This window comes from Altererythrobacter sp. C41, assembly GCF_016803135.1.
Classification (GTDB): domain Bacteria; phylum Pseudomonadota; class Alphaproteobacteria; order Sphingomonadales; family Sphingomonadaceae; genus Pelagerythrobacter.
This window is the reverse complement of sequence record NZ_JAEVFE010000004.1, coordinates 282,908-300,690: the sequence shown is the minus strand read 5'-3', so window position 1 is coordinate 300,690 and position 17,783 is coordinate 282,908. Positions and strand designations below refer to the sequence as shown.

The window sequence follows — 17,783 nt, the reverse complement described above, 5'->3', positions numbered from 1 at the left end:
CCCTAACGTTCCGAAACCATCGCGATCAGCGCATGCGGCCCTTGAGCTTCGCCTTCTTGATCAGGTCGCCGTACTGGTGCGCCAGCAGGTGCGACTGGATCTGCGTGATCGTGTCGACCGTGACGTTGACCACGATCAGCAGGCTGGTGCCGCCCAGGAACAGCGGAATGCCCGTCTGCGCGATCATGTATTCGGGGATCACGCAGACCAGGGTCAGGTAGATCGCGCCGATCACGGTGATGCGCGTGAGCACGTAGTCGAGATATTCGGTCGTGCGCTTGCCCGGGCGGATACCCGGGATGAAGCCGCCGTTCTTCTTCAGGTTCTCGGCCGTTTCCTCCGGGTTGAAGACCACGGCGGTATAGAAGAACGTGAAGAAGATGATGCCCGCGGCATAGAGCGCCATGTAGATCGGCTGCCCGTGCGCGAGATACTGGTTGAGCCACACGATCACGCTGCCGAACGTGCTCTCGGTATCGACCTGGTTGCCGGCGAACTGGCTGATCGTCAGCGGCAGCAGCAGCAGCGAGCTGGCGAAGATCGGCGGGATCACGTTGGCGGTGTTGAGCTTGAGCGGCAGGTGGCTGCGGTCGGCCTGCATCACCCCGCGCTGGGTCGCTCGCTTGGGATACTGGATCAGCAATCGCCGCTGCGCGCGCTCCATGAAGCAGATGAACAGCACCAGGATCACGATCATCGCCAGGAAGCCGATGATGAGGACCGGCGAGATCGAACCGCTGCGGCCGCCTTCGAACAGGTTCGTGGCGAAGCTCGGGAACTGGGCGACGATACCGGCCATGATGATCAGCGAGACGCCGTTGCCGATCCCGCGGCTGGTGATCTGCTCACCCAGCCAGAGAAGGAACATCGTGCCGCCGACGAGGCTGATGACCGCACCGATGCGGAACATCACGCCGGGCTGGACGACCGCCTGCAGCCCGCTCTGCGCGCCGTAGGCTTCGAGGCCCGAGGCGAGGAACCAGCCCTGGATCGCGCACAGGAACACGGTGCCGTAGCGCGTGTACTGGTTGAGCTTCTGCCGCCCGCTCGCACCTTCCTTCTTGAGCGCGGCGAGCGAGGGATGCAGCGCCGCGGCAAGCTGGATGACGATCGAGGCGGTGATGTAGGGCATGACGCCGAGCGCGATGAGACTCATGCGCTCCAGGCTGCCGCCCGAGAAAGTGTTGAAGAGATCGAGGATGCCGCCACGCGCGGTATCGTAGAGGTCCTGCAGCACCAGCGGATTGACGCCGGGAAGCGGAATGAAGCTCAGGAACCGGAAGACGATCAGCGCGCCGATCGTGAACCAGATACGATTCTTGAGCTCGGTCGCTTTCGAGAAGTTGGCGAGACTGAGGTTGCTCGCGATATTGTCGGCGCGTGATGCCATGAGAAATGCTTGTGCCCTAACTCGGCGCCGGACCCTCCCGGCTCGGAAAGGCTAGATAGGGTGCGGGAGGCACGATGTCGAACCCCCCACCCCTATTTTTGCCGTTACTTGGCTTTGGCGGCCTTGTTGGCTTCGCGCCGGGCGGCCTTCTTCTCGTGCTCGGGCGTCTTCGCCGCAGGCAGTTCGACCGAACCGCCGGCCTTCTCGACCGCCTCGATCGCGCCCTTGCTGGCGCCGGCGACCTTGAACTGAACCTTGGTCTTCAGCTCGCCCTTGCCCAGCAGACGGATGCCGTCCTTGCCGCCGCGCGCGAGGCCGGCGGCCCGCAGCGCCTCGTCGTCGACGACCTTGCCGGCGTCGAGCTTCTTGGCGTCGATGAACTTCTGCACCATGCCGATGTTCACTTCGGCAAAGTCCTTGCCGAACGGGTTGTTGAACCCGCGCTTCGGCAAGCGCATGTGGAGCGGCATCTGGCCGCCTTCGAAACCCTTCACGGCGACGCCCGAACGGCTCTTCTGGCCCTTCTGGCCGCGGCCGCCGGTCTTGCCCTTGCCCGAACCGATGCCGCGTCCGATGCGGATGCGGCCCTTGCGGGCGCCGGGGTTGTCACGGATGTCTGTCAGTTTCATGGTCTTGCACTCGCTTTCGCTTTGTTCGCGCTAAAAATCGTGAGTCCCCGCGAAGGCGGGGACCTCGTGCCACTGGCGCATCGCCTGCGGACTGAGGCCCCCGCCTTCGCGGGGGCTCGCATGTCAATCGAGGATCGCCACCAGATGCGGGATCTTGGCGATCGCGCCGCGCACCTCGGGGGTGTCCTGACGCTCGACGACCTTGTGCATCTTGTCGAGGCCCAGACCGACGAGGATCTTGCGCTGGCTTTCCGGGCGGCGGATCGGCGAACCGATCTGCTTGATCTTGATGGTCTTGTTGTTCGCCATCTCGATTACTCCACGATAGCTGCGGCGTCGGCTTCAGCCTCGGCCTCGCTGGCGCCACCGCGACCGAGAAGGTCGGCGACCTTCTTGCCCCGGCGCTGCGCGACCGACTTCGGCGAAGTCTGGTCGGTCAGCGCGTCGAACGTGGCGCGGATCATGTTGTAGGGGTTGGACGTGCCGACCGACTTGGTCACCACGTCGGCCACGCCCAGGCTCTCGAACACGGCGCGCATCGGACCGCCGGCGATGATGCCGGTACCCGGAGGCGCGGTGCGCACGGTGACCTTGCCGGCACCGAAACGGCCCTTGCCGTCGTGGTGCAGCGTGCGGCCTTCCTTGAGCGGAACGCGGATCATCTTCTTGCGCGCCGAAGCGGTCGCCTTGGAGATCGCCTCGGGCACCTCGCGGGCCTTGCCGTGGCCGAAGCCCACGCGGCCCGAGCCGTCGCCGACCACGACCAGCGCCGCGAAGCCGAAGCGCTTGCCGCCCTTCACCGTCTTCGAGACGCGGTTGATGTGGACGAGCTTCTCGATGATCCCGTCGTCTTCTTCCTCGCGGCGGTTGCCGCGGCGGTCGTCGCGGCCGCGGCCACGGCCCCGTCCGCCTTCGCGCCCGCCCCGGTCACCACCGTCGCGCCCGCCGCGGCCACGGCCGCGCTGCTGCGTGGCATCGCCGCTTTCGGCCGACTGGTTGTCCGCAGCCTCGGTCGTCGCCGTCTCCGCACCTTCGGTGCCGGTGGTCGGCTGCTCCGTCGCAGCGGCGGCCTGGATCTCGGCCCCGGTGTTTTCGGTGTTCTCGGTGTTGTTTTCTTCAGCCATCATCAGAACTCCAGCCCGCCTTCGCGGGCGGCGTCGGCCAGCGCCTTGACGCGGCCGTGGAACAGGAAGCCACCGCGATCGAAGACGACGGTGGTCACGCCCGCCTTCTTGGCGGCCGCGGCGATGTCCGTGCCGACCTGCTTGGCAGCTTCGACATTGGCACCCGAGGTCTTCCCGCCCAGCGTCGAGGCGGCGGCAATCGTCTTGCCCCCGGCATCGTCGATGATCTGGGCGTAGATGTGCTTGCCGGTGCGGTGCACCGACAGACGGGGGCGATCGCCGGCGCGGCTGCGCAGGGCCGTGCGGACACGGCGACGGCGGCGTTCGAAAAGGGAAAGCTTGGCCATCTTACTTCTTCTTCCCTTCCTTGCGGAAGATGTACTCGCCGCGGTACTTGATGCCCTTGCCCTTGTAGGGTTCGGGCTTGCGCCAGCGGCGGACTTCGGCGGCGAACTGGCCCACGGCCTGCTTGTCGATCCCGCTGATCTCGACCGTGGTCTGATCCGGGGTCTTCACTTCCAGGCCTTCGGGCACGTCCAGGTCGACGTCGTGGCTGTAGCCGAGCTGAAGCTTGAGCTTCTTGCCCTGCGCCTGCGCACGGTAGCCGACGCCCGAGATCTCGAGGACCTTGGTGTAGCCTTCGGTCACGCCTTCGACCAGGTTGGACACGAGCGTACGCTGCATGCCCCAGAAGTCGCGGCTGCGACGGGTGTCGTTCGCCGGCTTGACGCTGATCTCGTCGCCCTCGAGCTTGTACTCGACCTCGTCGGCCAGCCCCAGCGAAAGGGTGCCCTTGGGCCCCTTCACGGTCAGCGTGCCGTTATCGATCGTGGCGGTGACCCCGCTCGGGATCGCCACCGGCTTCTTGCCGATGCGGCTCATCAGAACACCTCCGCCAGCACTTCGCCGCCGACGTTCTGCGAACGGGCTTCCGCATCGGAAAGCACGCCGCGGGGCGTCGAGACGATGGTGATGCCGAGGCCGTTGCGGACGGTCGGGAGTTCCTTGGAACCCGAGTAGATCCGGCGGCCGGGCTTGGAGACGCGGGCGACGTGCTTGATCGCAGGTTCGCCCTCGAAGTACTTCAGTTCGATCCGCAGCGCGGGGTGCTTGCCGGTCGTGTCCTCGCTGTAGCCACGGATGTAGCCTTCACGCTGGAGCACTTCGAGCACGTTCGCACGCAGCTTGGACGCCGGCGAAAGGACGCTGTCCTTCTTCGCCTGCTGCCCGTTGCGGATACGGGTGAGCATATCACCCAGGGGATCGGTCATAGCCATCTGTCAGATCCTCACCAGCTCGACTTGGTCAGGCCCGGAATCAGGCCCTTGTTGCCGAGATCGCGCAGTTCGATGCGGTTGAGGCCGAACTTGCGGTAATAGCCGCGCGGGCGGCCGGTGGTGGTGCAGCGGTTGCGCACACGTGTCGGGTTTCCGTTGCGCGGAATCTCCGCCATCTTCAGGCGCGCGATCAGACGTTCGCCCTCGTCGAGCGACTCGTCGTCCGCGATCGCCTTCAGCTTGGCGTACTTCGCAGCGTACTTCTTCACGAGCTTCTTGCGACGCTCGTTCTTGTTGATGGAACTCAGTTTCGCCATTGGACTTAAGCTCTCTTTGCTTTCCTAGCGTTCAGGGGGCCGCTCACGCGGCCTCCTTCTCTTCGGCGCCCTGCTCGGCAGGGAACGGGAAACCGAACAGACGCAGCAGTTCGCGGGCTTCCTCGTCGGTCTTCGCCGTCGTGGTCACGATGATATCCATGCCCCGGACCTTCTCGATCTTGTCGTACGAGATTTCCGGGAAGATGATCTGTTCCTTCAGGCCCATCGCATAGTTGCCGTGCCCGTCGAAGCTCTTCGGGTTCAGTCCGCGGAAGTCGCGGATGCGCGGCATCGCGACGGTCACCAGGCGGTCGAGGAACTCGTACATGCGTTCACGGCGCAGGGTGACCTTGCAGCCGATCGGCATGCCCTCGCGCAGCTTGAACTGCGCGATCGACTTCTTGGCCTTGGTGATGACCGGCTTCTGGCCGGCGATCAGGGCCATTTCCTCGGCCGCGGTCTGGACCTTCTTCTTGTCCTGGCTCGCCTCGCCCACGCCCATGTTGAGCGTGATCTTCTCGAGCCGCGGGACTTCGAGCCGGTTCTTGTAACCGAACTTCTCGGTCATCGCCTTGACGATCTGCTCGTCGTAGCTGGTCTTCAGACGCGGGATGTACTTGTCAGCCATCGATGGTCTCCCCGGACTTGACGGCGACGCGGACCTTCTTCCCGTCGCGCTCCTCGAAGCGGACGCGGGTCGGCTTGCCGTCCTTGGGATCGGCCACGGCAACCTTGGAAATCGACATCGGCGCTTCGAAGCGGTCGATGCCACCCTGCGGGTTGGCCTGGCTCGGCTTGCGGTGACGGGCAGCGACGTTCACGCCCTCGACGACGATCTTGCCTTCCTTCGGCATGACCTTCTGGACGGTGCCGGTGCGGCCCTTGTCCTTGCCCGAGAGCACGACGACGTTGTCGCCCTTCTTGATCTTGGCGGCGGCCATTACAGCACCTCCGGAGCGAGCGAGATGATCTTCATGAACCCGCGCCCGCGCAGTTCGCGCACGACGGGGCCGAAGATACGTGTGCCGATCGGTTCCTCGTTCTTGTTGACGAGGACCGCGGCGTTCGAATCGAAGCGGATCACGCTGCCGTCGGGGCGGCGAACGTCCTTCTTCGTGCGAACGATCACCGCGCGGTGAACGTCGCCCTTCTTCACGCGGGCACGCGGCTGCGCTTCCTTCACGGAAACGACGATCACGTCGCCGACGCTCGCGGTGCGGCGCTTCGACCCGCCCAGCACCTTGATGCACTGGACGCGCTTCGCGCCGCTGTTGTCCGCGACGTCTAGGTTCGATTGCATCTGAATCATCGATGCGGTTCCTTCTTACCTGGCTTGCCGGAACCCGTCCGGCAGTTCCAAAAACGCCTGTCCTCGAAGCCGAGGATCGGTTGAAATCACTTCGGCGGTCAGGCCTCGAGATCGGCCTCGATCGCCTGCACGCCGCCCGCGACAACGCGGTCGATCACCTTCCAGGTCTTGGTCTTGGAGATCGGCTTGGTCTCCTCGATCCGGACGGTGTCGCCCAGCTTGTACTCGTTGCTCTCGTCGTGCGCGTGGTACTTCTTCGAGCGGCGGATGATCTTCCCGTAGAGCGGGTGCTTCACCTTACGCTCGACCAGCACGGTGACGGTCTTGTCGGTCTTGTCGGAGGTGACAGTCCCGATCAGGATACGCTTCGGCATTGTCTAGCTCCTCAAGCCTTGGCTGCCGCCGCGGCGGCGCGCTCGTTCTGCAGAGTCTTGATCTGCGCGATCGAGCGGCGAACCTGGCGGATCCGCGCCGGGGCTTCCAACTGGTTGGTCGCCGCCTGGAAGCGGAGGTTGAACTGCTCGCGCTTGAGCTCGGTGAGCTGCGCGTCGAGCTGGTCGTCGGTCTTCGTCCGGAGGTCTTCAATCTTGGTCATGATCAACCCTCCAGATGCGAGGTGTCGCCGAGACGGGCGACGACCTTGGTCTTGATCGGCAGCTTCATCGCCGCGCGCTCGAACGCTTCGGCGGCGAGCGGGCCGGCGACGCCGTCGAGCTCGAACAGGATGCGGCCGGGCTTCACGCGGGCGGCCCAGTATTCGACCGAACCCTTGCCCTTACCCTGACGGACTTCGGCAGGCTTCTTCGACACCGGCACGTCGGGGAACACGCGGATCCACAGGCGCCCCTGGCGCTTGATGTGGCGCGTGATCGCACGGCGCGCAGCCTCGATCTGGCGTGCGGTGATCCGCTCCGGCTCCATGGCCTTGAGGCCGTACGAGCCGAAGTTCAGCGCGGTGCCGCCCTTGGCGTCGCCCTTGATCCGGCCCTTGAAGGCCTTGCGGAACTTGGTTTTCTTCGGTTGCAGCATTGCTCTTACCTAATCTCAGCGAGCCGGACGGACGCCGGAGGTCTGCGATTCCATCATCAGACGGTCCTGCGCCGTCGGATCATGGCCGAGGATCTCGCCCTTGAAGACCCACACCTTGATGCCGATGATGCCGTAGGCGGTCAGCGCCTCGGCCTCGGCATAGTCGATGTTGGCGCGCAGCGTGTGCAGCGGCACGCGGCCTTCGCGGTACTGCTCGACACGGGCGATTTCCGCACCGCCGAGGCGGCCGCCGCAGACGATCTTGATGCCTTCGGCACCCAGACGCATGGCGGACTGCATCGCGCGCTTCATCGCCCGGCGGAATGCCACGCGGCGCACGAGCTGGTCGGCAATGCCCTGCGCGACGAGCTTGGCATCGACTTCCGGCTTGCGGATCTCGACGATGTTCAGCTTCACCTCGCTCTCGGTCATGGTCGACAGCTTGGAGCGCAGCTTCTCGATGTCCGCGCCCTTCTTGCCGATGATGACGCCGGGACGGGCCGCATAGATCGAGACCCGGCACAGCTTGGCCGGACGCTCGATCACCACCTTCGAGATCGCCGCCTGCGGCAGGTTCTCGATGATGTACTTGCGGATCTCGATGTCTTCCTTGAGCAGCCGCGCATAGTCGCGCCCTTCGGCGTACCAGCGGCTGTCCCAGGTGCGGTTGATCTGCAGGCGCAGACCGATCGGATTGCTCTTCTGGCCCATCTTACGCCTCTTCCTGCTCGCGAACCACGATGCGCAGCCGGCTGAACGGCTTGAGGATGCGGGTGCTCTTGCCCCGTCCGCGCGTGTGGAAGCGCTTCATGGTGATCGACTTGCCGACGGAAGCTTCCGCAACCACCAGCGCGTCGACGTCCAGGTCGTGGTTGTTCTCGGCATTGGCGATCGCCGAGGCGAGCACCTTCTGCGCGTCGCGCGCCATCGCCTTCTTCGAGAAGGCGAGGATGCTCATCGCGTCCTCGGCCTTCTTGCCGCGGATCAGCTCGGCGACGAGGTTCAGCTTCTGCGCCGAACCACGGATCGTGGTGCCGACGGCCAGCGCCTCGTTGTCCGCAACGCGGCGGGGAGCTTTCTGCTTGCCCATTAGCGCTTACCCTTCTTGTCGGCAGCGTGGCCCGGGAAGTTGCGCGTGGGCGCGAACTCGCCGAGCTTGTGGCCGACCATGTCTTCCGAAACGGAGACCGGGATGAACTTCTGGCCATTGTAGACGTTGAACGTCAGGCCGACGAACTGCGGCAGGATCGTGCTGCGACGCGACCAGGTCTTGATCGGCGCACGGCCACCGGCTTCCTGTGCGTCCTCAGCCTTCTTGAGAAGGCTGAGCTCGACGAACGGACCTTTCCAGACGGAACGAGCCATGTCCGATTACCTCTTCTTCTTCGCGTGGCGCGAACGGATGATCATCTTGTCCGTCGCCTTGTTCTTGCGGGTCCGGGCGCCCTTGGTCGGCTTGCCCCACGGGGTGACCGGGTGACGGCCGCCCGAGGTGCGGCCTTCACCGCCGCCGTGCGGGTGGTCGACCGGGTTCTTGGCGACACCGCGGGTGAGCGGCTTGATGCCCATCCAGCGGCGGCGACCGGCCTTGCCCAGGTTCTGGTTCTGGTTGTCGGGGTTCGACACCGCGCCAACCGTACCCATGCAGTCCGCCCGCAGGTAACGCTGCTCGCCCGAATTGAGGCGAACGATCACCAGGCCGCGGTCACGACCGACGAGCTGGACGTAGGCGCCCGCCGAACGGGCGATCTGGCCGCCCTTGCCCGGCTTCATCTCGACGTTGTGGCAGATCGTGCCGACCGGCATCTGGCCGAGCAGCATGGCGTTGCCCGGTTTGGTGTCGGTCTTCTCGCCGGCGACGACCTTGTCGCCCACGGCCAGACGCTGCGGCGCCAGGATGTAGGTCAGCTCGCCATCGGCATACTTGATCAGCGCGATGAAGGCCGTGCGGTTGGGATCGTACTCGATCCGCTCCACGGTGCCCTCGACGTCCCACTTGCGACGCTTGAAGTCGATGAAGCGGTACTTCTGCTTGTGACCGCCGCCCATGCCGCGCGAGGTGACATGGCCCTTGTTGTTGCGGCCGCCCGTCTTGCGCTTGCCTTCCGTCAGCGACTTGACCGGCTTGCCCTTGTACAGGCCGGACTTGTCGACGAGGATGAGGCCGCGGCGCGCGGGGCTCGTCGGTTTGTAGTTCTTGAGTGCCATCTGTCCTGCCCTCAGATTCCGCCGGTGACGTCGATCGAGTCACCTTCCGCCAGCGTCACCACCGCCTTCTTCAGGTCGCTGCGCTTGTAGGGCTTGCCCTTCCAGCGCTTCGTCTTGCCCTTGACGACGATCGTATTCACGCCCTTCACCTTCACGTCGAACAGCGCTTCCACCGCTTCCTTGATCTGCGGCTTGGTCGCATCGTTCGCCACCTTGAAGACGACGCCGTTCTGCTCCGAAAGCAGGGTCGACTTCTCGGTGATGTGGGGGCTGAGGATCACGTCGTAGTGACGCGCATCGATTTCCTGCTTCTTAGCCATTGAAGCGCGCCTCCAGCTTTTCGACCGCGTCCTTGGTCAGGACCAGCGTGTCGTGCTTCAGGATGTCGTAGACGTTGGCGCCGATCGCGGGGAGCACGTTGACCCCCTTGAGATTGCCCGCGGCCTTCTTGAAGCCTTCGTTCACGGCCTCGCCGTCGATCACCAGCACCTTGCCGTTCCAACCGTTCTTGCCGAACGCTTCGGCGACGGCCTTGGTCTTGGCGTCCTTGAGCTCAAGGCTGTCGACGACCACGAGGCCGTCCTTCGCCTTGCTCGAAAGCGCCATCTTCAGGCCGAGCGCGCGGATCTTCTTGTTCAGCGAGACGTCGAAGTCGCGCAGACGGGCGCCGTGCGCCTTGCCGCCGCCGATGAAGATCGGAGCAGCGCGGTCGCCGTGACGAGCCGTGCCGCCGCCCTTCTGACGGCCGAACTTCTTGCCGGTGCGCGCGACATCGGACCGCTCGCGAGTCGGGCGGGCGGTGCCGCGCCGGTTCTCGAGCTGCCAGGTGACGACGCGGTGCAGGATGTCGGCGCGCGGCTCGACGCCGAACACGGCGTCATTGAGCTCGATGTCGCCCGACGCCTTGCCGTCGAGTTTCTGGACCTTGACCTTCACGATCAGGACTCCTTGCTCTCGCCGTCGGCCCCGCCATCACTGGCAGCGCCTTCGGCCTTGTTCTCTTCGCCTGCCGCGGGGGTGACGTCGTCACCGGCCCCGGCCTGCTGTTCTGCGGCCAGCTTCGCCTGCTGTTCGGCGTCGACCTGCTCGTGCACTTCGTGCTCGGCAGCGCTCTCGACCAGACCCGGGGCAGCTTCCTCGTGCGCCGGAGCGGTGCCCTTCTTCTCGAGGATCGCGCCGGGGAACGGCACGCCTTCGGGAACCGGCAACTTCACGGCGTCGCGAACGAGCAGCCAGGCGTTCTTCGCGCCCGGAACCGAGCCCTTGACGAACAGGAGGCCGCGATCGGCGTCGGTGCGCACGATCTCGAGGTTCTGCTGCGTGCGCTGACGGTCGCCCATGTGGCCCGCCATCTTCTTGTTCTTAAAGACGCGGCCCGGATCCTGGCGATTACCCGTCGAACCGTGCGAACGGTGGCTGAGCGAAACGCCGTGCGACGCGCGCAGACCGCCGAAGCCCCAGCGCTTCATCGCGCCGGCAAAGCCCTTGCCCTGCGTGTGGCCGGTGATGTCGACCTTCTGCCCGGCGATGAAGTGCTCGGCACTGATCGTCGCGCCGACCGGCATCAGGCCTTCCTCGTTCTCAACGCGGAACTCGGCGACCTTCATCTTCAACGGCACTTCCGCCTTCGCGAAAGCTTCGCGCTGCGGCTTGTTCACGTTCTTCTGCTTGGCCTCGCCCGAACCGACCTGAAGCGCGAAGTAGCCGTCGCGATCGGCGGTGCGGTGCGAAACGACCTGGCAGTCTTCCAGAGCGAGAACGGTCACGGGCACGTGCCGGCCATCCTCCTGGAACAGGCGGGTCATCCCGACTTTCTTTGCGATAACGCCGGTGCGCATCGTAAGACTCCTAAAACAGAGGCACCCCCGGCCCATCCGGAGGTGCGTGACAGCCCTGGTAATGATGCGTCGCCCCGTCCGGGCTGAATGCCTTCCGAAGAAGGCGAGACGGGGGACGCTTGCCCGGTTGAAACCGGAGGTATCCCTATGTCGTCGAGAGTCCCTGCGAAGGCAGGGACCTCAGGCCGCCTGCGGCGACCTATAAACTTGCCCGGTCATTTTAACGTCCGACCAGGAGGACTGAGACCCCCGCCTTCGCGGGGGCTCGCGGCAAATCGGCTCAGGCCAATTTGATCTCCACGTTCACGCCCGCGGCGAGGTCGAGCTTCATCAGCGCGTCGACCGTCTGGGCGTTGGGCTGCACGATGTCGAGCAGCCGCTTGTAGGTGCGCACCTCGAACTGCTCGCGCGACTTCTTGTCGATGTGCGGGCCGCGGTTCACGGTGAACTTCTCGATCCGCGTCGGCATGGGAATGGGGCCACGAATGAGAGCACCCGTACGACGCGCGGTATCTGCGATTTCACCAGTCGCCTGGTCGAGAACGCGGTGGTCGAACGCCTTGAGGCGAATGCGGATGTTCTGAGCTTCCATTACCTATACCGATGCGAAAGAGCCAAGGAGCGCCACCGGTTGCGGCGTTCGCCCCCAAAAAAAGAAGGCCAGCCCCGCCTCCCGGAAAACCCGGTCAGGGGCGGCCCCCTTCGAAAAATCCGACCGGCGAGGGACGAATCCCCCGCCGGTCGCGCGCCTATATTACTTCGTGATCTTGCTGACAACCCCCGAACCGACGGTGCGGCCGCCTTCACGGATGGCGAAGCGAAGACCTTCGTCCATCGCGATCGGCGCGATCAGCTTGACGCCGATCGTCACGTTGTCGCCCGGCATGACCATCTCGGTGCCCTCGGGGAGGATCACTTCGCCGGTCACGTCGGTCGTGCGGAAGTAGAACTGCGGGCGGTAGTTGGCGAAGAACGGCGTGTGACGGCCGCCTTCGTCCTTCGACAGCACGTAGACTTCCGCGCTGAACTCGGTGTGCGGAGTGACCGAACCCGGCTTCGCGAGAACCTGGCCGCGCTCCACGTCGTCACGGCCCGTGCCGCGCAGCAGCGCACCGATGTTGTCGCCGGCTTCGCCGCTGTCGAGCAGCTTGCGGAACATTTCGACGCCGGTGACGGTGGTCTTCTGCGTGTCGCGGATACCCACGATCTCGACTTCGTCGCCCACGTTGACCTTGCCGGTCTCGACGCGGCCGGTGACCACGGTGCCGCGGCCCGAGATCGAGAACACGTCTTCGATCGGCATCAGGAACGGCTTGTCGACCGGACGGTCGGGCTGCGGGATGTGGTTGTCGACGGCTTCCATCAGAGCCTTGATGGAGTTCTCGCCGATTTCCGGATCGCGGCCTTCGAGCGCGGCCAGAGCCGAACCCTTGACGATCGGAATGTTGTCGCCGTCGAAGTCGTACGAGCTCAGGAGCTCACGCACTTCCAGTTCGACGAGCTCGAGGATTTCCTCGTCGTCGACCTGGTCGACCTTGTTCATGTACACGACCAGCGCCGGCACGCCGACCTGACGGGCGAGCAGGATGTGCTCGCGGGTCTGCGGCATCGGGCCGTCGGCAGCGTTCACGACCAGGATCGCGCCGTCCATCTGCGCCGCACCGGTGATCATGTTCTTCACGTAGTCGGCGTGGCCCGGGCAGTCGACGTGCGCGTAGTGGCGCGCGTCGGTCTCGTACTCGACGTGCGCGGTCGAGATGGTGATGCCGCGCTCACGCTCTTCCGGGGCCTTGTCGATGTTCGCGAAATCGACCGCGGCGCCCTGCACCTTGGTGATCGCCGCCGTCAGCGTGGTCTTGCCGTGGTCGACGTGGCCGATGGTGCCGATGTTGCAGTGCGGCTTGTTCCGCTCGAATTTTTCCTTAGCCATTTGCGTGTAACCTCTGTCTGTCAGATTGAATTTCACCAAAGTCGCGGGCGGCACCCAGGTGAATCAGGCGCCGCCCCTAGACGCTTGCCCAGCCTTAGGCAAGCTTCTCCTTGACCTCCTGCGCGACGTTCGCCGGCACCTCGTCGTAGTGCGAGAACTGCATCGAGTAGTTCGCACGTCCCTGCGTGAAGGAGCGCAGCTCGTTCACGTAGCCGAACATGTTGGCGAGCGGCACGAAGGCGTCGACCACCTGGGCGTTGCCGCGGCTGTCGGTGCCCTGGATCTGGCCGCGACGGCTGTTGAGGTCGCCGATGACGTCGCCCATGTACTCTTCCGGCGTCACGACCTCGACCTTCATGATCGGCTCGAGCAGCTTGATGCCGGCCTTGCTGGCCGCTTCGCGCATCGCGCCGCGACCGGTGATCTCGAACGCCACCGTGCTCGAGTCGACGTCGTGGTACTTGCCGTCGATCAGTTCGATGGTGAAGTCGATGATCGGGAAGCCGACCAGATAGCCGCTCTCGGCCTGCTCGCGCATGCCCTTCTCGACCGACGGGATATATTCGCGCGGAATATTGCCGCCCTTGATCTGGTCGTCGAAGATGATGCCCTGGCCGCGTTCGCCGGGGATCACGCGAACCTTGGCTTCACCGAACTGGCCTGAACCGCCCGACTGCTTCTTGTGGGTGTAGGTCACCTCGACCTCGCGGGCGAGCGACTCGCGGTACGCCACCTGCGGCGCGCCGACGTTGGCCTCGACCTTGAACTCGCGCTTCATGCGGTCGACCAGGATGTCGAGGTGAAGCTCGCCCATGCCCTTGATGATCGTCTGGCCCGACTCGTGGTCGGTCGAGACGCGGAAGCTCGGATCCTCGGCGGCCAGGCGATTGAGCGCGACGCCCATCTTCTCCTGGTCGGCCTTGGTCTTCGGCTCCACCGACAGCTCGATCACGGGCTCGGGGAATTCCATCCGCTCGAGGATGATCGGCTTGGCCGGATCGCACAGCGTGTCGCCGGTGGTGGTCTCCTTGAGACCGGCGATCGCGACGATGTCGCCCGCGAACGCTTCCTCGATGTCCTCGCGGTTGTTGGAATGCATCAGCAGCATGCGGCCGATCTTTTCCTTCTTCTCCTTCACCGAGTTCAGGACCTGGCCCTTGGCCAGCTTGCCCGAATAGATGCGGGTGAAGGTGAGCGAGCCGACGAACGGGTCGTTCATGATCTTGAACGCCAGCGCGCTGAACGGCGCGTCGTCGCTCGAAGGACGGGTGTCCTCCTCGTCGCTGTCGGGCTTCACGCCCTTGATCGCCGGCACGTCCACCGGGCTCGGCAGATAGTCGACGACCGCGTCGAGCAGGGGCTGCACGCCCTTGTTCTTGAACGAGGAGCCGCACATCACCGGCACGAACGCGTGGTTCAGCGTGCCCTTGCGGATCAGCTTCTTGAGCGTCGCCGGATCGGGCACGTTGCCTTCGAGGTAGGCTTCCATGACCTCGTCGTCCTGCTCGACGGCGAGTTCGACCAGCTTCTCGCGGTATTCGGCGGCCTTGTCGGCCATGTCCGCCGGGATCTCGGCGTAATCGAACTTCGCGCCGAGGCTCTCGTCCTGCCAGATGATCGCGCGGTCGTTGACCAGGTCGACCAGGCCCTTGAAGTCGGACTCGGCGCCGATCGGCAGGTACAGCACGGCCGGGACCGCGCCGAGACGGTCGATGATCGTCTGCACGCAGTAGTAGAAATCGGCGCCCGTGCGGTCGAGCTTGTTGACGTAGCACATGCGGGGCACGCCGTACTTCTCGGCCTGGCGCCACACGGTCTCGGACTGCGGCTCCACGCCGGCGACGCCGTCAAACGCGGCGACCGCGCCGTCGAGCACGCGCAGCGAACGCTCGACTTCGATGGTGAAGTCCACGTGGCCCGGGGTGTCGATGATGTTCAGGCGGTGCTCTTCACCCTGCCCGTCGTCGGCCTTCCAGAAGGTCGTGGTCGCGGCCGAGGTGATGGTGATGCCGCGCTCCTGCTCCTGCTCCATCCAGTCCATCGTCGCGGCGCCGTCGTGGACTTCGCCGATCTTGTAGGACTTGCCGGTGTAGTAGAGGATGCGCTCGGTCGTGGTGGTCTTGCCGGCATCGATGTGCGCCATGATGCCGAAGTTGCGATAGCGCTCGATAGGATGGCTGCGGGCCATGGGAAATTCCTCGGGTTCGTTAGGAGCGGCGGAGAAGCGCGCCCCATATAGTTAACTCTGTGACCGGTTGAAGACGTCTCGCGGGAAGCGGACCGGCCTGCGGCAGACGCCGGCCCGGCCCGCTTCCCTGCGACGAGCGATCCCCGCCGGTCCCCGCCTTACCAGCGGTAGTGCGAGAACGCGCGGTTGGCGTCGGCCATGCGGTGCGTGTCTTCCCGCTTCTTGACCGCGTTGCCCCGGTTGTTCGCCGCATCGAGCAGCTCGCCCGACAGACGCGCCGCCATGGTGGTTTCCGCACGCCCGCGGGCGGCGGTGATCAGCCAGCGGATCGCCAGCGCCTGGGCACGCTCGGGCCGAACCTCGACCGGCACCTGATAGGTCGCACCGCCGACGCGGCGGCTGCGGACCTCGACCTGCGGCGCGACATTGTTCAGCGCGTCGTGGAACAGCGCGATCGGATCGGCCTTGGCCTTCGCCTCGACGGTGTCGAGCGCGCCATAGACGATACGCTCGGCGACGGATTTCTTTCCGTCGAGCATGAGGTTGTTCATGAACTTGGACAGCACCTGATCTCCGAACTTCGGATCAGGCAGGATCTCCCGCTTCTCGGGACGACGACGACGTGACATCGGATGTATTCCTTATCTTGGCCCCTGCCCTTCCCTCCTTCGTCACTCCCGCGAAAGCGGGAGCCCAGGGAGGCAAAGCGCGGCGCCTGAAAACCAAACCGCCCTTCGAACCCGCCCTGGGTCCCCGCTTGCGCGGGGATGACGGGTGAAGAGCTGCGCGCCCCTTACTTGGGCCGCTTGGCGCCGTACTTCGAACGGCTCTGCTTGCGGTCCTTCACGCCCTGCGTGTCGAGCACGCCGCGCAGCACGTGGTAGCGCACGCCCGGAAGGTCGCGCACACGGCCGCCGCGGATCAGCACCACGGAGTGCTCCTGCAGGTTGTGCCCCTCGCCGGGGATGTAGGAGATGACTTCGCGCTGGTTGGTCAGGCGGACCTTGGCCACCTTGCGCAGAGCGGAGTTCGGCTTCTTCGGCGTCGTGGTGTAGACGCGGGTGCAGACACCGCGCTTCTGCGGATTCTGCTCCATCGCAGGGACCTTGGACTTGGCCTTCTGCGGAACGCGGCCCAGGCGGACCAACTGGTTGATCGTCGGCATAGATTCTTTCTCTTCACCGTATGGAGGTGACACTGGGGCCAGGGTGGAGAGATTTGGGCTGCCCTGAGTCCCCGCGAAGGCGGGGACCTCGTGCCACCGGCGCACCGCCTGCGGCCTGAGGCTCCCGCCTGCGCGGGAGCTCGGTAGCGAGCCTGAAACACTCCACCCGGGTCACGGACACCGGGTTACTTTGACGGCTGCCCCGAAGCACCCCAAGGGCGCTTCAATAGAAAAAAGCCTCCAGCGCTCAGCGCCAAGGCCTCCGGGACATGACCGGCAATGTTCAGCTCTATCTGACCGACGCGGAGCGCACCCCGTTTCGGATGAGCGCGCCCTTAGGGGGATTCGGGCTCACGGTCAAGAACCGGCGCACCGCTGCCCTTCCCGGCGTCGGATCGCTGCGTTCTAGTCACTACATCGTTACACCCCGCCGTCATCCCAGCGAAAGCTGGGATGACGAAGGGTACCGAGGCGACGCCCGACATCACGAAAATTGCATCTTGTCTCACCTTCCACAATTCTATAATTCGATAGTTATCGAATCATTGAAAGTACCCCATGGAAGCGGTTGACACCATACGCGCCCTGTCCGCTCTGGCCCAGGAACACCGCCTCGCCGCATTTCGCCTGCTGGTACAGGCGGGCGAGGACGGAATGGCAGCCGGCGCGCTCGCCGACAGTCTCGACGTTCCGCCTTCGTCGATGAGCTTCCACCTCGCCCAGCTCACCAACGCCGGGCTCGTGACCCAGCGGCGCGAAAGCCGATCGATCATCTATTCGGCCGACTATGCCGCGATGAACGCGCTGATGGGCTACCTGACCGAGAATTGCTGCGGCGGCGTTCCCTGCGCCGACGATGCCTCCACCTGCCCTCCCCAAACGAAAAGGACCGCGTGATGAAGCGCTTTCATGTCCATGTCGGCGTGACCGATCTCGACCGATCGATCGCCTTCTACAACAAGCTGTTCGGTGCTGAGCCGAGCGTGGTGAAGAGCGACTACGCCAAGTGGATGCTCGAAGACCCGCGGATCAATTTCGCTGTCTCGCTGCGCGAAGGCGCATCGACGGGTATCGAGCACGTCGGGCTGCAGGTGGAGAACGGCGACGAGCTCGCCGAAGTCTACGCCCGCCTCAAGGCGGCCGACCGGCCCGTGCTGGAAGAAGGCGCGACCACGTGTTGCTACGCGAAGTCGGAGAAGAGCTGGATCGCCGACCCCGACGGCGTCGTGTGGGAAGCCTTCCTGACCGACGGCGAAAGCACGACCTACGGCGGCAATCCCGACCTTGCGCAGCTCGCCTCGACGAATGCGGCCTCCGATGCCTGCTGCGTGCCGAAGGCTGCAAACGCCTCGGCTCCTTCCGTGTCCTGCTGCTGAGAC

At 64.9% G+C, this 17,783-nt stretch carries 28 protein-coding genes; 2 read left to right on the top strand and 26 right to left on the bottom strand.

Going from position 1 to position 17,783, the window contains the following annotated elements:
* Positions 1-25: 25 nt before the first annotated feature.
* The 26 genes from secY to rpsL form a co-directional block, all read right to left on the bottom strand.
* Complete coding sequence (gene secY, locus JNO53_RS10065) at positions 26-1,390, bottom strand: preprotein translocase subunit SecY (RefSeq protein WP_203110410.1); 1,365 nt, start codon at positions 1,388-1,390, stop codon at positions 26-28.
* Between the two features lie 104 nt (positions 1,391-1,494).
* The gene (gene rplO / locus JNO53_RS10060; protein ID WP_203110408.1) at positions 1,495-2,019 is read right to left on the bottom strand and encodes a 50S ribosomal protein L15; all 525 of its coding nucleotides are present in this window, start codon (positions 2,017-2,019) and stop codon (positions 1,495-1,497) included.
* 123 nt (positions 2,020-2,142) lie between these two features.
* Positions 2,143-2,328 carry a 50S ribosomal protein L30 gene (gene rpmD, locus JNO53_RS10055; RefSeq protein ID WP_203110406.1) on the bottom strand — a complete coding sequence of 62 codons (186 nt, stop codon included), beginning with the start codon at positions 2,326-2,328 and terminating at the stop codon, positions 2,143-2,145.
* A gap of 5 nt (positions 2,329-2,333) precedes the next feature.
* Positions 2,334-3,146: a 30S ribosomal protein S5 gene (gene rpsE / locus JNO53_RS15355; protein ID WP_238401803.1), complete on the bottom strand. Its 813-nt coding sequence runs from the start codon at positions 3,144-3,146 to the stop codon at positions 2,334-2,336.
* Entirely contained in the window at positions 3,146-3,490 is a 345-nt protein-coding gene (rplR, locus tag JNO53_RS10045) for a 50S ribosomal protein L18 (protein ID WP_203110404.1), read from the bottom strand. The genes rpsE and rplR overlap by 1 nt, the downstream gene beginning before the upstream one ends.
* A 1-nt stretch (position 3,491) precedes the next feature.
* On the bottom strand, positions 3,492-4,025 hold the full coding sequence (rplF, locus tag JNO53_RS10040; protein ID WP_203110402.1) for a 50S ribosomal protein L6: 534 nt from the start codon (positions 4,023-4,025) through the stop codon (positions 3,492-3,494).
* Positions 4,025-4,420: a 30S ribosomal protein S8 gene (gene rpsH, locus JNO53_RS10035; protein WP_203110393.1), complete on the bottom strand. Its 396-nt coding sequence runs from the start codon at positions 4,418-4,420 to the stop codon at positions 4,025-4,027. Before rpsH ends, rplF begins: the two co-directional genes overlap by 1 nt.
* Before the next feature lie 11 nt (positions 4,421-4,431).
* A complete protein-coding gene (gene rpsN / locus JNO53_RS10030) occupies positions 4,432-4,737 on the bottom strand; it encodes a 30S ribosomal protein S14 (RefSeq protein ID WP_203110385.1) in 306 nt (101 codons plus the stop codon).
* Between the two features lie 43 nt (positions 4,738-4,780).
* Positions 4,781-5,365, bottom strand: a complete 585-nt coding sequence (gene rplE, locus JNO53_RS10025; RefSeq protein WP_238401802.1) for a 50S ribosomal protein L5 — start codon at positions 5,363-5,365, stop codon at positions 4,781-4,783.
* Positions 5,358-5,678 carry a 50S ribosomal protein L24 gene (gene rplX, locus JNO53_RS10020; protein ID WP_203110378.1) on the bottom strand — a complete coding sequence of 107 codons (321 nt, stop codon included), beginning with the start codon at positions 5,676-5,678 and terminating at the stop codon, positions 5,358-5,360. The genes rplE and rplX overlap by 8 nt, the downstream gene beginning before the upstream one ends.
* Entirely contained in the window at positions 5,678-6,046 is a 369-nt protein-coding gene (gene rplN, locus JNO53_RS10015) for a 50S ribosomal protein L14 (RefSeq protein WP_061924894.1), read from the bottom strand. Before rplN ends, rplX begins: the two co-directional genes overlap by 1 nt.
* A gap of 98 nt (positions 6,047-6,144) precedes the next feature.
* Positions 6,145-6,420 carry a 30S ribosomal protein S17 gene (rpsQ, locus tag JNO53_RS10010; protein WP_203110376.1) on the bottom strand — a complete coding sequence of 92 codons (276 nt, stop codon included), beginning with the start codon at positions 6,418-6,420 and terminating at the stop codon, positions 6,145-6,147.
* Positions 6,421-6,431: 11 nt separating this feature from the next.
* On the bottom strand, positions 6,432-6,641 hold the full coding sequence (gene rpmC / locus JNO53_RS10005; RefSeq protein ID WP_119511508.1) for a 50S ribosomal protein L29: 210 nt from the start codon (positions 6,639-6,641) through the stop codon (positions 6,432-6,434).
* A 2-nt stretch (positions 6,642-6,643) separates the two neighbouring features.
* Positions 6,644-7,075: a 50S ribosomal protein L16 gene (gene rplP / locus JNO53_RS10000; RefSeq protein ID WP_203110374.1), complete on the bottom strand. Its 432-nt coding sequence runs from the start codon at positions 7,073-7,075 to the stop codon at positions 6,644-6,646.
* A gap of 15 nt (positions 7,076-7,090) precedes the next feature.
* Positions 7,091-7,786: a 30S ribosomal protein S3 gene (gene rpsC / locus JNO53_RS09995; protein ID WP_203110372.1), complete on the bottom strand. Its 696-nt coding sequence runs from the start codon at positions 7,784-7,786 to the stop codon at positions 7,091-7,093.
* 1 nt (position 7,787) lies between these two features.
* Positions 7,788-8,165: a 50S ribosomal protein L22 gene (rplV, locus tag JNO53_RS09990; protein ID WP_129523969.1), complete on the bottom strand. Its 378-nt coding sequence runs from the start codon at positions 8,163-8,165 to the stop codon at positions 7,788-7,790.
* Positions 8,165-8,440 (bottom strand): 30S ribosomal protein S19, encoded by a 276-nt coding sequence (gene rpsS, locus JNO53_RS09985; protein ID WP_119511504.1) that lies wholly within the window; start codon positions 8,438-8,440, stop codon positions 8,165-8,167. Before rpsS ends, rplV begins: the two co-directional genes overlap by 1 nt.
* A gap of 6 nt (positions 8,441-8,446) precedes the next feature.
* Positions 8,447-9,283 (bottom strand): 50S ribosomal protein L2, encoded by an 837-nt coding sequence (gene rplB, locus JNO53_RS09980; RefSeq protein WP_203110370.1) that lies wholly within the window; start codon positions 9,281-9,283, stop codon positions 8,447-8,449.
* Between the two features lie 11 nt (positions 9,284-9,294).
* Positions 9,295-9,603: a 50S ribosomal protein L23 gene (locus tag JNO53_RS09975; protein ID WP_119511502.1), complete on the bottom strand. Its 309-nt coding sequence runs from the start codon at positions 9,601-9,603 to the stop codon at positions 9,295-9,297.
* A complete protein-coding gene (gene rplD, locus JNO53_RS09970) occupies positions 9,596-10,219 on the bottom strand; it encodes a 50S ribosomal protein L4 (protein WP_203110368.1) in 624 nt (207 codons plus the stop codon). Before rplD ends, JNO53_RS09975 begins: the two co-directional genes overlap by 8 nt.
* 2 nt (positions 10,220-10,221) lie before the next feature.
* Positions 10,222-11,121, bottom strand: a complete 900-nt coding sequence (gene rplC / locus JNO53_RS09965) for a 50S ribosomal protein L3 (protein ID WP_203110366.1) — start codon at positions 11,119-11,121, stop codon at positions 10,222-10,224.
* 280 nt (positions 11,122-11,401) lie between these two features.
* Positions 11,402-11,713, bottom strand: coding sequence for a 30S ribosomal protein S10 (gene rpsJ / locus JNO53_RS09960; protein WP_006831877.1), 312 nt, complete (start codon positions 11,711-11,713; stop codon positions 11,402-11,404).
* A gap of 162 nt (positions 11,714-11,875) precedes the next feature.
* Positions 11,876-13,051 carry an elongation factor Tu gene (gene tuf / locus JNO53_RS09955; RefSeq protein WP_203110364.1) on the bottom strand — a complete coding sequence of 392 codons (1,176 nt, stop codon included), beginning with the start codon at positions 13,049-13,051 and terminating at the stop codon, positions 11,876-11,878.
* A gap of 94 nt (positions 13,052-13,145) precedes the next feature.
* Positions 13,146-15,239 (bottom strand): elongation factor G, encoded by a 2,094-nt coding sequence (gene fusA, locus JNO53_RS09950; RefSeq protein WP_203110362.1) that lies wholly within the window; start codon positions 15,237-15,239, stop codon positions 13,146-13,148.
* 158 nt (positions 15,240-15,397) lie between these two features.
* Positions 15,398-15,868 carry a 30S ribosomal protein S7 gene (gene rpsG / locus JNO53_RS09945; protein ID WP_203110360.1) on the bottom strand — a complete coding sequence of 157 codons (471 nt, stop codon included), beginning with the start codon at positions 15,866-15,868 and terminating at the stop codon, positions 15,398-15,400.
* A gap of 164 nt (positions 15,869-16,032) precedes the next feature.
* Complete coding sequence (gene rpsL / locus JNO53_RS09940; protein WP_203110352.1) at positions 16,033-16,404, bottom strand: 30S ribosomal protein S12; 372 nt, start codon at positions 16,402-16,404, stop codon at positions 16,033-16,035.
* 558 nt (positions 16,405-16,962) lie between these two features.
* Between rpsL and JNO53_RS09935 the strand changes: the two genes are divergently transcribed.
* Together JNO53_RS09935 and JNO53_RS09930 are read left to right on the top strand one after the other, a co-directional pair.
* Complete coding sequence (locus tag JNO53_RS09935) at positions 16,963-17,301, top strand: ArsR/SmtB family transcription factor (protein ID WP_203110350.1); 339 nt, start codon at positions 16,963-16,965, stop codon at positions 17,299-17,301.
* Entirely contained in the window at positions 17,301-17,780 is a 480-nt protein-coding gene (locus tag JNO53_RS09930) for an ArsI/CadI family heavy metal resistance metalloenzyme (protein ID WP_203110348.1), read from the top strand. The genes JNO53_RS09935 and JNO53_RS09930 overlap by 1 nt, the downstream gene beginning before the upstream one ends.
* Positions 17,781-17,783 lie beyond the last annotated feature (3 nt).